Origin of the sequence: Sphingobacterium puteale (genome assembly GCF_050986225.1) — a bacterium.
GTDB classification, from domain to species: Bacteria; Bacteroidota; Bacteroidia; order Sphingobacteriales; family Sphingobacteriaceae; genus Sphingobacterium; species Sphingobacterium puteale.
The window spans coordinates 5,174,852-5,191,487 of record NZ_CP158959.1 but is presented as its reverse complement, the minus strand read 5'-3'; the positions used below and the strand labels follow the sequence as shown (position 1 = coordinate 5,191,487).

The following is a 16,636-nucleotide window of genomic DNA, read 5'->3' as shown; positions in this document are numbered from 1 at the left end:
TAGATGTGAATCTTATTCCGAATACAGTTTCTTTTGCACGAACAAAGAGAACTATTTGCTAAATTTAATCTGGTCTCCGACCCCATAAAAAGGGTTGTTTTCTCAATTGCTGCTCATACTGTTCTTTGTTTATAAACGGCCATAGGTCATGATCTCCTGTATTCTTAAATTCTTCATACTGTTCCTTTCGTTCATTTAGTTTCACCACATAATGTTGCCCCAAGGTCAGTGCGGTAAATAACAAGTCTTTAAATGAAAACCGTAATAGCAGATTTATACGATCAAAGTAAGGCCACTCGTACTCAAAATCGGAATTCAGGAATAAAATAATCCGAGCAACATGTTTCAGTTCTTCATCAGAGAGTTGGTGTTTACCCGTAAGTTTATGATTTTCTAAGTCGCTATACAAACACCAGCATAGTTCAAGCATTGGCCTTATAATAGGATCATCAAATTTTGCCTCTTTTGAACGATAGTATTGTTCAGGCAACCAGCCGAAAGAAACATCGTCGGTAATTGATTCTTCAAATTCTTCATTACTGATAAGCCCAATTACTAAATGGCGTAAATGGTAAGCAAGTTTTTTCCTGCTTTCTAAGTTAACCATAACAGCGTTTTTTTCAAAATTGAATATAGTTTTTAAAGTTTCTTCTTTCCATTAGGGGAGACTTCTGGAACATTCGAGACGATCAATATTCCAAAATTTTTCTCTGTTTCGCCATATTTCTTCACAAGTTCATCTTTGCGAATAATTGCAATGGACTTAAAATTTTTATCATCAATAGACGTTAGCTTTCCCTCATAATCTTTATTCAGAACTTCTCCATTAAGGATATATTGAAAGCTGTTATCACTATGCTCTGAAGCTAAAAGTTGTTTGAACTCTTGTGATTTAGATTTGAAGTAATTCAGGAATCGTTTTCTGCTGAATTGTTTCGTTTCAATGTAAATGGCTCCAATCGCGTTATTGTCTAGATGTTTAAATTTTGTGCTGTCTTTGTAAACAGTGACTGTAGCAATATCATCAGGATTATATTTTTGCAGGTCTGCTTGACCTATCCGCACACTATCAACAAACATAATGGGTATACCGTTGGACGCTTTCGATTCTTTAACTGTCGTCTGGCCGTAGTTTAGTAAATATGCTAATGCTAAAAGCATTGTAAATATTAGATGTTTCATGATCGTTAGTGTAAATTGGCAGGTTCGTTTTATTCAAGGTATTCCTTTTTTCAAAAAACTCGTCTATGGGTTTATCCCAAAAAAGTAACCACAGCCTCTTCCTCCTCCACTGCTTTTCTATAGAAGTTTTTGAGGTCATCAAAATAATCCAGAAGATATTCCAGCGCATTTTCATCATCTTCCCAAATGTCGGGATAGATACCTTCTTCTGTCATTCTACTAGGATCAAAGTTTGCTGAAAGCTCGTCTTTTGTCAGACCTTTAATTGCATTATAGATATCTCTAGTTTGCTCAGCTGTAGTATATGTCGCCGGACCATAGCCCATATCTTGGTCGGGATCAATTTCTGTAGGTCCCATAAGTATACCCAAAAGCGGAGCTTCTCCTTCGACAGCCTCTGCCAAACTTTGTCCGGTTATTAGGAAAAAAACTCCCTCCCAAGCCTTATCCAAATCCAGGAAGTTTTCGTTGTCAGTAATATCCTGTTTGAATATAATATCTTCTAGACGGCTACTATCTTCGATAAAGCTATTAAGCGTTACTTTATCTATACGTAGATAGCTTTGGATCATCCCCATGGTTATTATAGTTTAAAGATTAAAATGTCATTCTTTGATACCGATGTTTTTGATATCGATATGGCCTTACTAAATATTGTGTTTCTATAAAGTTAACAAATGGCTCCATCTAAAACAAATAAACTAAATTTAGTTATTTTAAAATTTTCTCGGTGAGGCGTATCGATATTTTGTCTTAAGTCCTGTTGATTGGCGCATTGGTTTTGCTATTAATGAAGAACTATAGTGCTTGTAATAAGCAACAGAACTATGGTAGGCAGATTGCCACTACACTGCGGCGATAATCGCAAAGCGAATATGTTACATCGTTTTCGGAGAAAAGCCTGTGGCGGATGATGCAGTTCGCTAGCGTTTTTTGGGATAAATCATATGTTTATTTAAGGCCACGTCGTAATGTGGCTTTTTTACATCAAAAGGGCCTGATTCTCATCAGACCCTTTCTCTTAGCGTTTACCTGTACAGTAATTTTTATGTTTCCTATCGTTTCTTCTTTTTTGTTTCGTCATCCAATGTTTTTCAGGACTATTGGATTTTCACTGTACGAAGCCAATTTTATGTTGAACCCTTCTTTCGAAAGGTAGCTTGTAACCGTTTTGTATTGTAAGAACAGTAGCCGATGTGAAATAGTTTTATTGGAGTAAATTATTTTTGATAACTTGAATTGACTTATTAAAATGGACAAAGACTTATATCATCAAAAACTTTTAGCGCACTATATCTCCAATTGGGGACAATATTATAAGGCGCTTACTTGGGAAAAAGGTCCATATCGGGACTTAGGTGATCATTTTCGGATCTTGGAATTTCCCCCGACAACCGAACGCAGCATGTGGGCTTATGCCACTTTGGGGATGTCCTGCTTTGATGATGAATTTGCCCTCGAACTGCACATTTTTTCTGGTGAGCAAGACCAAACCCTAGTTGAGTCATTAATCGTAGTTGCTCATTTCCATAGATTCGGCTCGCGTTTAGGACACTGGCATACCATCAATTGGGGAAGAGGATGGCGGCTGGATTCCTCCTGCTCTTATGGGTTGATTTCATTACCTTATCTGGACGGACCCCAACTAGAAGTTCTCACCCTTCAAGATAATAAATCAATCCATTTTTATTGGTTAGTGCCTATTACAGAAGATGAATTAGCCTTTAAAAGGGAATATGGTGCCGAAAAGCTTGAGGAAATATTTGAAGAAAGAGGATTAGATTATTTGGACCCTTTCCGGGACAATATCATCAAATTTAAAAATTAATATAAAAGGCGAATCCACCTGATTGAATAATAATGAGTAAAAAGATTTTATTACTAATTTGGATGATACTCTTTTTTGGAGGGTATTCATTTGCTCAGGCAGCACTTGCCAGTAATGTATCGTCCAAAATATCTGAAATTCAAATAAAGAATAAGTTAAGAAAAAAAGGATATGATCTAGACGCGAATATTAGGCGACAAGTTATTGATATGGATAGCTTGAATTTTATATTATCTTGCGACACTGTATTCTTTCTTGAGACAAATGATTACCAAACTGGGATTTCTTATGGTTTGATATGGAATAAATATAAATCCGTTGCATACGGATATTCGAACGATAATTTATTTTTTAATGCCCACCCTATTTTTGACAAGCATATAATAGATTTGGTCGGTATGTGGGATGTTGAAAAGATAAAAATAAATGGAGAAAAATCTACCCTAATAAGCCCATTAGCAATGTTTGCTTCAAGAGCTATCATCAAACAAAAAGAAATACGGGTAGATTGTATCGCTTTTGATGATTTTTTTGTCCCTTAGCAACTAATAGTCTATCCCTTCACCTTTCTATTCCCACCATTCACCGAGTTTTCCTGATCGTTGGTCTAAAGCTAATAGGCTAGCGGCGTATTGTGTTGTAGTTTTGAGTCAACAAATAAGAACAAAACAACTAACACAATAAAATAAAGACATTATGAAAACGCTAGTAAAAACATTCGCAGCAGCAGCCTTGATCGCAGTATCTACATTCACTATGGCCGCTGAAGGACCAGGTTCCAAATCGGCAAAAGCCAACGTTAATCTTTCCACAGCAGACTTCGCCTTAGACCACTATGTTGCGGTTACTACAGCAGGAGAGTCAGCAGGGGTGGATCAATTATTTACAGAAGATTTTAGCCAAAAGGCAAATGTAACTACCAATAAGCGTGATGAGCTGGTCAAATTCTTTAAAAAGCAAAAAGGAGAGAAGTTAAACTGTACGGTAAGCACAGACATCATAGAAGAATCAGCTGACTATATGGTTGCAAAGGTAACCTTAAAATTTGAAAACTTTACCAAGACTGATCTGGTTACTTTGGTACGTGAGGGGAATAGCTGGAAAGTATCTAGTTCAGTCAACTCGTATAAATAGTCTCCAATAACTAGTGGTGAGTCTAGTTAACTCAAGACTGACCACTAGTGAATCATATGTTTATTTAAGGCCACGTCGTGAGATGTGGCTTTTTTACGTCAAAAGGGCCTTAAGTTGATCGGATCCATTACGTTAGGATTAATTTGTAGAGGATTTTATCTAGCTTTGTAGCAAGCTAGGAATAAAGAATATGAGAAGAATTAAAAATAATTTCTGTTTATTTATAATAATATTAATAATTCAAAGCTGTAGTGGAAATGCTATTTGTATTAATACGGTTCAAAAAACAATTATCTCAAAAAGCGGCAATATCATAAGTTTTTCTATTGAAGATAGCATAGTTGTCGACCTGACAGACATTACTCGGGATAATAATTTATTAGAAAATTATCCTGGTGCGGGAATAAAATCATTTTATTTACAACCGAATATGAAGTATGTATTTAGTAATTATGCTGATGGAGATGCCGGTATAGGAACCGTTAATTTTAATACCGATAGTTTGGGAAACCTCCACAACTTAGATAATAGAGTGTGTGAATGATTGTTTCATCATCCAATGTTTTCAGGACTATTGGATTTTCACTGTACGACGCCAATTTTATATTGAACCTTTCTTTCGAAAGGTAGCTTGTAGGCGTTTTGTATAGTAAGAACAGCTGTCGATTTGAAATAATTTTATTGGAGTGATTTTTTTGATAACTTTAATCGAATATAGAGATCAAAGGGAAGCAAATGATGGAATTTCCTATTATACAAATAGATCTTATTGATTGGAATTTAGAGTTGATCACGGAGCTTTTGATGTTTGATGGCTACTATCATTCAAGTGATGATGATTTTTTTGATAAATACATCCTAAATAAAAGATTCGTAAGTTCCGATGGCACAATTTATATAGCAACCTATAAGACTAGAAGTACGGATTTTTTATCTCGAACTGACTTACGGACAAAGTATAAAATTCACTTCAAAGATTCTGGAGTCCGATGGACATTTTCTCAAACAAAAGAATTTTTTTATAACAGGATATTTACCATGAGAGAAGAATTTGCAAAAGAAAATTGGCTAAAAATAATTGACCGGTCAAATAGCATTAGAGATTTGATTGAAAGCCAGGATGATTGAAAACGGCTAATTTTCTATAACTCAGCTATGGCGGAGATTAATTATACTATGATAAAGTTTGATTTTATATCGGTACCAATACACGAGGCGTTGATACCATTTATCCTAACCGAAGAAACATTCCTCCGGTCGAGGGGAGCTTATTGGCAAAGTTTTATAAAAACGTTATCCCGCACAAAATGGCACACTCAATCAAAGATGGTTGTATATTATTAAAGCATATCAAGTTAAATAAGAGGCGATGTTAAAAAGTAATATTATAGTAGCAATTATAGCTTGTTTGATATTAACTTATTTTACAACTCAAGTCTTTAGACCTGGAACTAATCTTTTTTTTCAATATTTTATTCTTCAAGGAGCTACGTTTTTTATCATGATATCGTTTGTTTTTTTATTTAATAGGCTGGTACGCTCAATGAAAGAATATGTTAGCTATATAATATCTTTTTTGATTGCCTATGTCTTTTTAATGCTTCTGCTTTGGCAGATAAATGGCGGAGATTTGTTTGAATTTGTTCAAAAGTATCATAATAATAGAGATTTTTGGGCAATGGTTTTCCCTTTTGTTTTATCCAATGTTTGTATGATAATAAAATGTATGCTAAAAAAATGACAAATTATTTTTAGTGAAAAATATAAAGATTTTATGAATCTGTTTTTTACGTCAAAAGGGCCTGATTCTCATCAGACCCTTTCTCTTAGCGTTTATTTGTACAGTAATTTTTATGTTTCCTATCGTTTCCTCTTTTTTGTTTCGTCATCCAATGTTTTTGAAGACAATTGGATTTTCACTTTACTACGCCAATTTTTATGTCGGTCCTTTCTTTCGAAAGGTAGCTTGTAGCCGTTTTGTACAATAAGAGCAATAGCCGATTTGAAATAGTTTTATTTTGAGTAAATTATTTTTGATAAATTATATTGGCTTATTTAAGCTTTATGAAGACCTTAATTATTCTAATGTCATTCTTGTTGACCTATCCTCCGCAAGAAAATGCCTGCAAGGTAGACATTACAGATTTAGTTGTACCCATTCGTTTCTGTCAGGATACATCTTCAGATATTTGAATTCGTCAAAATCATCAAATAATTTAATGTCCGTTAACAAACGAGTTCCATCTCGATCGGATTTCTTGAATGCTATTAATGCAAAGCGTTGATCGATCTTTTTACTTTGTATTTCAAATAAAACCTGAGATGAATTAATATTTATGCAAAAGGCTGAAACTTTGGCTCCTTTTAAAATAGTGTTCGTAGAATGGCTCCGTAAATAATCGACTATAGATCCTGATGAATAGATTTCTTTATACAACATATCTTCGAAAGCTAATTTTTTGTCAATAGATATTGCTTCCCAAGGATATTCTACAAAGACTTTTGGAGGATTTTCGATAATAAAATCCTCAATTATTTTTGTGTCAACTCCCGCTAGATCGATTCTTTTAGGGGCTTCTGGCAATTCCTCACTATCTTCTATCGTTATACCGCCTATTGGTAATAAAAACAGTCCATTTTCGAGTTGAATATTTAATCTTAAGGCCTGCCATTCTTTTAAATTCTGACCATTTGTATTTAGAAATTTCTGTGCGTGCTGCTGAATCTGTTCAAAATATGTTTGAGTTGGGGTAAAGTATCCAAATAGCCCTCCCATGGAAAAATCCCCAGCTTCTAGTTTTGCTGACCCTATGATTTTATCATATGAATAGATGACTGCCGTTGTATAATTCTCTCCTTTTTTAGAAATAATATTTCCATCGAATCCGATAGAATAACAATTTGATTGGTAGTCAACCAGTTTAATCCAGTCATACAATATAGTTATCACCGGGAAACCATCAATATTTACCCAGATATCGTGTCCTCCAAATCGCCATTTTATTTCTCCGAGCTTTGTTATTCTTATGATTTCAAGCTCACCATGTACGAGTAAATCATCTTCTAATTTCTGAACACTGAAATTCGTTACGTAATCGACTTGTCCTGTCCATTTGAGCGTCAAGTCTGGTATATTTAAATAGTACAGTTTATTCCCCGCGCAAATATAAAGCACGCTCTCCTCGATTATAAAGGAGGATTCGCTCAATCCTGTGAAAACCCCAGTATCACAAAGAATAGCACTAGCCACTTCATCCTCACCATGCTTTACTAAAATGGCAAGGTTGGATACGTTGCTATATCGATCCCAAGAATCATCAACATATACCCGTTTGTAGAGTCTTAGATTATCGGCGGACTCAACTGTATATTGGTGATCAGTATAGATTAATACTTTATATTGTTGATAGGAAATTTCAATCATTTGGACTTGTAGAAGCTTTTCCAATTAAAGATAGCTGTTATCCTCAGATTATCAAAAAGTCGATAATTTATTATTGCCCTTCACCTCCCCATTCCCGCCATTCACCGAGTTTTCCTGTCCGTTGGTCTAAAGCCCATAGGCCAGGGGCGTATTGTGTTGTAGTTTTGAGTCAACAAATAAGAACAATTAACTAACACAATAAAAAAAGACATTATGAAAACTCTAGTAAAAACATTCGCAGCAGCAGCTTTAATCGCAGTATCCACTTTCGCTATGGCGGCTGAAGGCCCAGGTTCAAAATCTGAGAAAGCAAACGTTAACCTTTCTACAGCAGACTTTGCCCTTGAGCACTATGTTGCGGTCACAACCGAAGGCGAATCAGCAGGTGTAGAGCAATTGTTCGCTGCTGATTTCAACCAAAAGATCCAATCTTCCAATGCACAATCTCATAGCCGTGAAGCAGTGGTTAAATCTCTGAAAAAACAAAAAGGTGAGCGTTTGAATTGTGCAGTAAGCACTGATATCATCGAAGAGACTGCAGACTATATGGTAGCTAAAATGACCTTGAAATTTGAGAGCTTCACCAAGACTGACTTAGTTACCTTGGAGCGCGAAGGCAATGAATGGAAAGTGTCCAAATCAATCAATTCGTATAAATAAGAGCCATCTCTTACAAATATATAAGTTGTGAAGCCATGTCGAGAGACGTGGCTTTTATTTATTGCAAGACGTCAGTCTTTGCTGAGTTTTCGGTATCTCCCATCTACCGCTTAGATTACTTATTCTATATCACAATTTCATTTTTTTACTAACTAATTTAGCATCATGTTTAAAGGGGTAGCTATTCCTAGACAAATGAAAGTAGATTTTTAAACAAAAATAGGATGTAATATGGATTAGTTTGAACTGTAAAAGGAAGGTCGGGTTACATGGATGGTAACTGATTTTCGAAACACATTATTTTTTGGAATGCAAATAAAATAAATACATCGATTGAGATGAATTTATTAAAAGTTATAACCGAAAAAAACTGTGATCAATTTTAGGTGTAGCAGGCCCAACTATAACAATAATAGTGCTTGCATTGAATAATAATAAATATAAAAAATAAAGGAGTTTATGAAAACACAGTATAACAAGCAAATTGAAGCTATAGAAAAAAATATTGATGGAGAAGTTTTGCAGCAACCATCACTAAAAGCTGAAATGCAAACAGCTGAATTGGCTGCCCCATCAGATTCTGATCTAGTATTTCAGTATGACGATTCGGGCAATCAGATTCGTAGAGAAGTAATTAAAGTAAGTTAAGAAATCATAAGTCAGAATATCGGAATCAGCCGATTCTAACAGCGTAAAACTAATTGACAGAAAAAGTATTAAAACATGAAAAATTTAAATAAATCAGAGCAATCGGTAAATGAGATTGCAGAACAAGGACGAGCTCCTAAAACAGTAAATGATACATTGCCTAAAGTAAGTTCGGATATACAGGTTAAAGCCGCTGTTGTCAATCCAAGCGATAACGTAAGCAATATGCCGTTTCACGATACTAAAGGTATAATTGATGTGAATTCAAATGGACAATTGCAATACATATTGCCGATCGCACTTCCTCCGGCAGTTAAAACGGTGGCGCCTCAGATCAACTTGCAATATAATAGCGGATCTGGAAATGGCATAGCTGGCTATGGATGGACAATTTCGGGCATAACAAGTATATCAAGAATGGGGCGTACTATAGACAAAGATGGTGAAATTCGTTCTATTCAATTTGACTATGCGGATTATTATATGTTCAATGGGCAAAGGCTTATTTTAAAGTCTGGAGCATATGGTAAAGATGCCGCAGAATACGTCACGGAGAAATATTCTAATATAAAAATTAAATCAGTAGGACAGAATGTGGAGAAAAACGGACCTGCTCATTTCGAAGTGACTTTTGAAGACGGTTCCCAAGCATTGTATGGCATCAACGCGGATGCCAGAACCCAAATGGAATATAATATTGTCAAATGGATAGACCCGCAAGGAAATGCAATTTTGTACAGCTATATCCAAGGAAACAACGTTGCGGTAATTGATCGTATTGATTGGGGGGGGAATGAAACACTCGGAACTGCCCATTTTAACAGTATTACATTTACCTATGTATCGAGAGCGCTTCGCGAAACTTCCTATATGAGAGGGAAACTTTTTGTCCAGACAAATTTATTGTCCGCCATCCAGGTAACAGCAAATGGGACAGTTTTTAAAACTTACAATATGGCTTATGAAAAAGACAATAAAGGAAATCACTATCAATTTCTAAAATCCATTACTGAGCTAAATAGTAAGGGAGAGGCAGCTACACCAGTAATCTTCGATTATAAAAAATCTGTCTCAGGAGGCTGGAAGCAAACTTGGATTACTAACGATTCATCTCCCGATTTACTATATGGTGATTTTGATGGTGATGGGAAAATTGATATTATCAAATATGTGGATGCTTTTCAGGAATGTCTCAAATATGAAGAAGTCTACCATCCTGGAGGTGGCGCATCAGGTGACAATGATTCTCAGGCGGGATATTGGGAATCTGTCTGTACACAGCCCGTCAGTCATCCAGCTGGTATTTATCATTTCGGAAGTGTATTTGACGATGAAAGGCCAAAGCAAGTGCTTGTGGGATCAATGCTTACACGGGAACAACTTAAGTCCGCGACAATAATTACTTTAAAAAATGCGGCAGGAGAACTCTTACCACAACAAGGTTTTAGCATTTATCAACCAGTTCCATCAACAACAAGCTCCGCCCCAGATAGATTTGATATTTTGATTAAGGGATTTTCATTGGTAACAGAGTCGGGGAATAAACAATTGAAAGAAGAATTTGTATTGACGATTCCAGCTGATATTTATGATCAGACAGTGCTCAGGGATTCTAGTAATACACAAGTTAATCAGTATTGGCATAATACGTTAATTTTGGGTGTTAGAGCGCTTGACATTGATGCAGATGGTGTTTCAGAATTGATATTTACTATAAGAGATGTGGCATCTTCATTAGAAGTCGATGGGGACAAAGAACCGAAGTTAACCAAAGAAACACGTTATAGTTATCTTGTTGTAAAACCGGGAGAAACTGAATTAGCAAAGTTGGCTAGAATTATCCATATTGATTCTCCTTTCGAAAATTTTTTTGGAAGTTCCGTACTCCAGGGAGACTTTAACGGAGACGGTAGTGTAGACTTTATCACTTTTGATAGTCAGGGAAAGCCAAATCTGACTGTTTTCAAGAAAAATACATCTGGCGATTATATACCCACGACATCTCTATATAGTAATGTTTTGATTGAAGGGTTGAGGCACCGTGCAATCGTAGGAGATTTTACTGGAGATGGAAAAACAGATTTGCTGGTTCCTCAAGCTATAGATAGCCGGCAGTGGAAATTGTATATATCCACAGGGGCTGGATTTAGGGTGCAGAATTTACCGAATTTTGAGTTGTATAAAGAGAATTTGACCTTTAACGGAAAGACACATTCACGTTTCATCAATAGACAATATTTTGTGCAGGATCTTAATAAGGATGGAAAAGCTGATTTCGTTGCTTTTTACTCTCATATCTTGGCAGATAACAGCGATGGTACCACTACCAAATTTATGATTCTTTATCATGAGAACAAAGGCATGGATGCCAATGGTAATGTTGTCTTTGTTCCAACCAATATAGATGGTAGTACACTCAAAAGCCGCAGTAGTTATAAAATGGATTGGTATCCGGCAGAATATAACAACTACTGGACGGAAGTTAAAGGATATGCTTCCTTTTTCGCGCCAAGGAGTGCTCCTTTAGCACATTTTTCTCCCCTTGTCGGCGATTTTAAGATCAATAATTTTAATGAAAATATTCTGGTCTTTAGACAAGGCAGATTGGTCAAATATGCCCACTACAATGTTGCGGATGAAAGCTTCATTACTTCTATTAATCAGGGCGGAATCGTTACGGAGATTAAATATGCCGAGTTGGACCCGAAAGTAAGTCCGGGATTCTATGCTGGGACAAAAAAAGAGTTATACCCGTATGTCGAGTTAGGGCGTATGTCACGGACATTAGTCGTTTCACAATTAAAACAAGGAAACAGAAAACAAGATTTCAAATACCGAGGCTTTGTCACCAATGTGCTTGGCAAGGGAATGATTGGCTTTAGAAAATCAGCAAGATCCACATGGTATACCGACCTTCTCAAAGCGACCAAAATATGGAGTGGTGTAGAGATTGATCCATTAAATGAAGGTTTGCCGATCAAAGAGTGGAGCGTACGTACTGTTACTGACGACAATCTTATTTTTCCTGTCGATCTTTCTGTGTCCAACACAAAACTATTATCGTTTAAGTCTATGGAATACAAGCGTTCGACGCCATCAAAAGCTGTGACAGCGATAGTGCCAATCAGAATAGTAAGCAAAGATTTCCTTAAGAACATTGTCGAAGAAAATACGATAACCTATGGGGACTATTTGCTACCTGCGATTACTACTTCAGTCATCAACACGAATTTTTCGACTGTCAATACAGTACTGACCTATAGCCATAATCCGAGTGGTTTGGGAAAAGACTATTATATTGGACGCCCAATAAGCAAAGTTGAGACGGTCAATGCTTATGCAGACGTAAAATCTATTAAGGAAGAATATAGCTATACCGGTAATTTACTTTCTTCGAAGAAGGTATATAATAAAAGCAATACTGCTTGGATACAGGAAAGTTATACCTATGATGGTTTCGGAAATGTCACAAAAAAGGTTCTTACCAATAGTGTTGATACGTTAACAGAAACAGAACAGGCACAGTACGATCCCAAAGGAAGATTTGTTATAAAAAAGACAGATAACCTGGGATTGGCAACAATGATCACGTACAACGATTGGGGATTGGTGCTCACCCAAACAGATCCCATGGGTGATAAAATTACAAACACTTATGATGGCTGGGGCAAAACATTGAGTGCGAAGACCACCTTGGGCGGAACGACAACGTTTACCTATGAAAAAATGGATGATGGGGGTACTAAAACCAGTGAATTTCAACCTACAGGAATGACCATTGCTACATTTATAAATAAATTGGGGCAAGAGGTCAAGGTTAGAAAACGAGGTTTTAATCGCGAAGGATATATCATCGAAGGGGGAGACGCTGATATATGGATCGAAGGAGATAAAGATACACGTCTTTCAGTATTGACAACCTATGATGAATTAGGTCGAAAAGTTCAGGAATCTGAACCTCATCGCGATAGATTCGAACCTAAATGGAATACGATCAGCTATAATGACAGTGTATTCCCAAGCATAGTTACTGCAACATCATTTCATGGCAAACAAATACGTACGAGACAGTCGGGGAGGGTTACTATAACCGAAGAAGTAAACGGCTATCAGCGTATAAGTAAAAAGACCACAGATGCACTTGGTAATGTTATCATTTCTGAGGACAAAGGGGGGATCATCAACTTTACATTCAATGCCTCGGGACAACAACTTTCGGCTAAGTATGGGGCCAATATTGTAAAAACCGAATACGATGCCTGGGGACGCAAATCTAAATTTGATGATCCATCAAATGGCATTCACTCCTATATATACAATGGTTTGGGGCAATTGACCAAAGAAACGAGCCCCAAAGGTTATAAAGAATACCGTTATAATACCAAAGGGCAGCTGACACAGCAGATTGAAAAATCGACCGTAGTGGGATTGACCGATAAGGTGATCAATTATGCTTACAATACGAAAGGTCAGTTGTTGACACAGTCAGGGACATCAAAAGGTAAAGCATTTAAGATAACCACAACATACGATACTTATGGTCGATTATTGACGAAGACGGAGGAAAGCTATGGCCGTATTTATGGGCAGCGGGACATACTATATGATGACAAATCGCGGGTGATTTCCTATGTAAAAAGTTTGAAATCAGGTACCGTCGAGACGATTGCTGCAATTCAGCACATATATGAAGAGTGGAGTGGGCTTCTTCAAAAAATTGTCAATAAAACAACAGGCGAGGAGTTATGGCGTAGACAGGAAAACAGTGCAAGTGGTAAAATTGTGCGCGCACGATTGGGGTATACCAATATAAAAAACACCTATGATGAGCAAGATTTTCTTAAGAACACACAGCAAGGAGTCTTAAATGCGGAGTATACTTTTGATGCTGTGCGTAATGAACTGAAGGAAAGGATTAGGAATGGAAATATTAATCTGACAGAAACCTTTACATATGATGGGAATAATCGTCTTATTGATTGGACAGATCCAAAAACCGGAGGACGTTCTTCTAATGTATACGATATCCAGGGACGTATCACTACGATTGATAATATAGGAGCGGTTCGTTTTGACAATGCTGCAAAAATCTACCGCCCCTCAAGTGTCAAGCTGAGTACAGATGGGAAGCAGAGCTATGGCAGTGATTTGATCCAGCAGGCGGTGTATAATGAAAACAACGATCCAATTTATATCAGTGGTCAACAAGGCGATGTGCGATTTGGGTATGGTCTAGGTAATATGCGACAAATGGTCAGCTATGGTGGCAAAGCTGCTGGCGCAGAAATTGACAATGCCGCAAATTCACAATGGGAAGGACAGTATACTAAATATTACAGCGCCGATGGAAGCTTTGAAATAGTCCGTAACAATAGTACAGGACAGGAAAAACATTTGATCTATATCGGCAGTTCACCTTATGAAAGTAATATTGTTTGTCTGAAAGATTATTCAGAAACTACTGCATCTTATAAGTTTTTGCACAAGGATTATTTGGGGAGCATTCTGGCCATCACTAATACAGACGGTACTTTGTTGGAAGAGCGGCATTTCGATGCCTGGGGCAATCTCACTCATGGTGATATGCAGCTTTTGGATCGAGGATATACTTCGCACGAGCATTTAGCTACGGTTGGGATTATTCATATGAACGGTCGTCTATATGATCCACGTTTGCGAAGATTTTTAAATGCTGACGAGCATATTCAGGATATGTTTAATACCCAGAATTACAATAAATACGGGTATGTGTTAAATAATCCAATGATGTACAATGATCCGAGTGGCGAGTTTCTCTTTGGTCTCCTTGCGATACCATTGATAAAAGCTATATTTATTGGAGCTGCGATAGGGCTTGCTGCTTATACAGTTGGCCTTGCGGTTTCGGGTAATATTGGCATGTGGAATTTGGGTGGTGCACTTAAAGCTACCCTGTTTGGAGCAGTATCTGGTGCAGTCACCTTTGGTATTGGTTCGATTTTCAAAGCTGCTGCAAATACGATTGGTAATGCGCTATTGCAGGCTGGTGCTCATGGTGCCTCACAGGGAGTATTAGGATTAGTACAAGGACAGAATTTCTTTAGTGCAGCTGCTGCTGGCTTATTCGGTAGCTTAGGAGCCTATGGATGGGGTAGAGCCATGAATGGTCTTGGATTAGGACAGTTTTCGCAAAGTACCTATGGAATGATAGGTTTTGGTGCAATATCAGGTGGAGTTGGCGCCGAGTTGACAGGAGGTAATTTTTGGCAGGGAGTATTAATTGGCGGTATTGTTTCGGGACTAAATCATGCGATGCATAAAATAGTGGGGCCAGATCAAGACGAGTTAGCTAATTTAACAGCTGAACAAAAGAAAAAATTGGATCAAATTAAATCCGGCACCTCACTTACAGTCAAATTTCTTGAAGAATCTGGTCTTGATAAAGTTTTAGACGACTGGATTGAAAAAACTGTTTTGGGTAAAAATTTGAAACTTGGTGTTACGGATTATATTGAAATGGGAGGAGAAATTTATTATGACTCAAAACTAAAGACATACGGAGGTATCACAAAGAATGAATATACATTTAGATTTGTGAAAACAGTATCATCGGGACTTATAACCGGGCACATTGGTGGTATGGGTGGCGCTTATATTGGTTCATTATCAGCTACATTTGTTGGATCCCGGCTCGGAGGGATAGTCGGTTCTGCTGGAGGTGCAATGATCGGTGCTGGTCTTGGGTACTATCTTGATCGTACTTACTTTGATGGAATTAAATTTTTTGATCGATTTATGACTGACTTTAGCACAAATCTGTTGAATCAAGTTAATTTCAATATAATAAATAACCGTAGATAGTTAATGCAATGGCAAAAGGGATCTAGCTCCCTTTTGCCATTGCATTAACCGGTAACATCTATCTCTTTACAATTACAATGTCTGAATTTTGGATATTAATTTGGGCTGTTATTGTCAAATTTTCCCTTTTTATTTTTACAGGAATGGTATACTCAATTTTATTGTTAGTAACTATATTATCCATAATGTCATACACAGTATTCCCGTGCCCCCCACCTGTAGATAGGATTTCTATTAAATTTTCGGAAGATAATGGTTTTAGATCTATAACTGTTTCGAAATATGCTTTTCCATTTGTAATCTCTTTCAGAGTATAACGAGTAGTCGTTATAAATTTTAACTGTCCATAATTTGGTATAGGCACTTCCATTATGGCCTCTTTTTTAAATGATTGTCCTAAGCCTATTGGTATTTCAGTATAAACGGTATCTACCAACTTCTCAATAGAATGTTTTAATAAATTTTTATTCTTCGTATCCAGTTTATAATTGATTATAGAATCAACAGTAGATAAATACGATTGGGATTTATTTTCATAGTTTCCATAAATTATGGTGCCTTCTAAAGGGTTTTCAATTTTTGATTCTATATTGTTGAAATTCTGGTAAGCGTCTATCGATACATATTCCATAGAAAAAGGTATTTTATTATCTTTTTTTTTCTTGGTGCGTGTGATACTTTTTATTTCGCTTTCGGAGATTACGGTGGCAGGAAGATTAAACCCTTGTAATTTTAAGGCATCGATTAAATCTTGATTTCCTTCGAAATTGATCGTTACTTTGGTCGAAGTCTTTGTGGTATATTCATATTCTTGATTGGGATGGAAATTTAGCTTAAAAATTATTGAGCTTTGTCCTTTTGCTTGAGAAAATAAGACAATGAACAGCAGTATAAAATTGAACTTAATCATGAATTTATGC

14 protein-coding genes are annotated in these 16,636 nt (G+C 36.7%); 9 read left to right on the top strand and 5 right to left on the bottom strand.

Annotation, left to right across the window (positions count from 1 at the left end; genetic code table 11):
* Positions 1-64: 64 nt before the first annotated feature.
* The 3 genes from ABTV71_RS21930 to ABTV71_RS21920 form a co-directional block, all read right to left on the bottom strand.
* Positions 65-607 (bottom strand): hypothetical protein, encoded by a 543-nt coding sequence (locus ABTV71_RS21930; protein WP_433901075.1) that lies wholly within the window; start codon positions 605-607, stop codon positions 65-67.
* Between the two features lie 32 nt (positions 608-639).
* On the bottom strand, positions 640-1,182 hold the full coding sequence (locus tag ABTV71_RS21925; RefSeq protein WP_433901074.1) for a hypothetical protein: 543 nt from the start codon (positions 1,180-1,182) through the stop codon (positions 640-642).
* Between the two features lie 71 nt (positions 1,183-1,253).
* Positions 1,254-1,760, bottom strand: a complete 507-nt coding sequence (locus tag ABTV71_RS21920) for a YfbM family protein (protein WP_433901073.1) — start codon at positions 1,758-1,760, stop codon at positions 1,254-1,256.
* 674 nt (positions 1,761-2,434) lie between these two features.
* On the opposite strand from ABTV71_RS21920, the gene ABTV71_RS21915 reads away from it, so the two are divergent.
* From ABTV71_RS21915 to ABTV71_RS21890, 6 genes are all read left to right on the top strand, one after another.
* Positions 2,435-3,010, top strand: coding sequence for a suppressor of fused domain protein (locus tag ABTV71_RS21915; protein ID WP_433901072.1), 576 nt, complete (start codon positions 2,435-2,437; stop codon positions 3,008-3,010).
* 32 nt (positions 3,011-3,042) lie between these two features.
* Positions 3,043-3,552 (top strand): hypothetical protein, encoded by a 510-nt coding sequence (locus ABTV71_RS21910; protein WP_433901071.1) that lies wholly within the window; start codon positions 3,043-3,045, stop codon positions 3,550-3,552.
* Positions 3,553-3,706: 154 nt separating this feature from the next.
* Positions 3,707-4,144, top strand: a complete 438-nt coding sequence (locus tag ABTV71_RS21905) for a nuclear transport factor 2 family protein (RefSeq protein ID WP_433901070.1) — start codon at positions 3,707-3,709, stop codon at positions 4,142-4,144.
* Between the two features lie 190 nt (positions 4,145-4,334).
* Positions 4,335-4,688, top strand: a complete 354-nt coding sequence (locus ABTV71_RS21900) for a hypothetical protein (RefSeq protein WP_433901069.1) — start codon at positions 4,335-4,337, stop codon at positions 4,686-4,688.
* A 191-nt stretch (positions 4,689-4,879) separates the two neighbouring features.
* A complete protein-coding gene (locus ABTV71_RS21895; RefSeq protein ID WP_433901068.1) occupies positions 4,880-5,272 on the top strand; it encodes a hypothetical protein in 393 nt (130 codons plus the stop codon).
* Positions 5,273-5,513: 241 nt separating this feature from the next.
* The gene (locus ABTV71_RS21890) at positions 5,514-5,885 is read left to right on the top strand and encodes a hypothetical protein (protein ID WP_433901067.1); all 372 of its coding nucleotides are present in this window, start codon (positions 5,514-5,516) and stop codon (positions 5,883-5,885) included.
* 396 nt (positions 5,886-6,281) lie between these two features.
* Here ABTV71_RS21890 and ABTV71_RS21885 read toward each other — a convergent pair whose 3' ends face one another.
* Positions 6,282-7,592, bottom strand: a complete 1,311-nt coding sequence (locus ABTV71_RS21885) for a hypothetical protein (RefSeq protein WP_433901066.1) — start codon at positions 7,590-7,592, stop codon at positions 6,282-6,284.
* Between the two features lie 189 nt (positions 7,593-7,781).
* Here ABTV71_RS21885 and ABTV71_RS21880 point away from each other — a divergent pair, with 189 nt between their 5' ends.
* From ABTV71_RS21880 to ABTV71_RS21870, 3 genes are all read left to right on the top strand, one after another.
* A complete protein-coding gene (locus ABTV71_RS21880; protein ID WP_433901065.1) occupies positions 7,782-8,228 on the top strand; it encodes a nuclear transport factor 2 family protein in 447 nt (148 codons plus the stop codon).
* Between the two features lie 459 nt (positions 8,229-8,687).
* The gene (locus tag ABTV71_RS21875; RefSeq protein ID WP_433901064.1) at positions 8,688-8,876 is read left to right on the top strand and encodes a hypothetical protein; all 189 of its coding nucleotides are present in this window, start codon (positions 8,688-8,690) and stop codon (positions 8,874-8,876) included.
* Between the two features lie 75 nt (positions 8,877-8,951).
* Entirely contained in the window at positions 8,952-15,716 is a 6,765-nt protein-coding gene (locus ABTV71_RS21870) for an RHS repeat-associated core domain-containing protein (protein ID WP_433901063.1), read from the top strand.
* 58 nt (positions 15,717-15,774) lie between these two features.
* On the opposite strand, the gene ABTV71_RS21865 is transcribed toward ABTV71_RS21870, so the two are convergent.
* The gene (locus ABTV71_RS21865; protein ID WP_433901062.1) at positions 15,775-16,626 is read right to left on the bottom strand and encodes a hypothetical protein; all 852 of its coding nucleotides are present in this window, start codon (positions 16,624-16,626) and stop codon (positions 15,775-15,777) included.
* Between the last annotated feature and the right edge of the window lie 10 nt (positions 16,627-16,636).

Bases quoted from the DNA above. Each gene is read 5' to 3' on its own strand.
- ABTV71_RS21930 (WP_433901075.1), bottom strand. From the start codon at position 607: ATGGTTAACTTAGAAAGCAGGAAAAAACTTGCTTACCATTTACGCCAT.
- ABTV71_RS21925 (WP_433901074.1), bottom strand. From the start codon at position 1,182: ATGAAACATCTAATATTTACAATGCTTTTAGCATTAGCATATTTACTA.
- ABTV71_RS21920 (WP_433901073.1), bottom strand. From the start codon at position 1,760: ATGGGGATGATCCAAAGCTATCTACGTATAGATAAAGTAACGCTTAAT.
- ABTV71_RS21915 (WP_433901072.1), top strand. From the start codon at position 2,435: ATGGACAAAGACTTATATCATCAAAAACTTTTAGCGCACTATATCTCC.
- ABTV71_RS21910 (WP_433901071.1), top strand. From the start codon at position 3,043: ATGAGTAAAAAGATTTTATTACTAATTTGGATGATACTCTTTTTTGGA.
- ABTV71_RS21905 (WP_433901070.1), top strand. From the start codon at position 3,707: ATGAAAACGCTAGTAAAAACATTCGCAGCAGCAGCCTTGATCGCAGTA.
- ABTV71_RS21900 (WP_433901069.1), top strand. From the start codon at position 4,335: ATGAGAAGAATTAAAAATAATTTCTGTTTATTTATAATAATATTAATA.
- ABTV71_RS21895 (WP_433901068.1), top strand. From the start codon at position 4,880: ATGATGGAATTTCCTATTATACAAATAGATCTTATTGATTGGAATTTA.
- ABTV71_RS21890 (WP_433901067.1), top strand. From the start codon at position 5,514: ATGTTAAAAAGTAATATTATAGTAGCAATTATAGCTTGTTTGATATTA.
- ABTV71_RS21880 (WP_433901065.1), top strand. From the start codon at position 7,782: ATGAAAACTCTAGTAAAAACATTCGCAGCAGCAGCTTTAATCGCAGTA.
- ABTV71_RS21875 (WP_433901064.1), top strand. From the start codon at position 8,688: ATGAAAACACAGTATAACAAGCAAATTGAAGCTATAGAAAAAAATATT.
- ABTV71_RS21870 (WP_433901063.1), top strand. From the start codon at position 8,952: ATGAAAAATTTAAATAAATCAGAGCAATCGGTAAATGAGATTGCAGAA.
- ABTV71_RS21865 (WP_433901062.1), bottom strand. From the start codon at position 16,626: ATGATTAAGTTCAATTTTATACTGCTGTTCATTGTCTTATTTTCTCAA.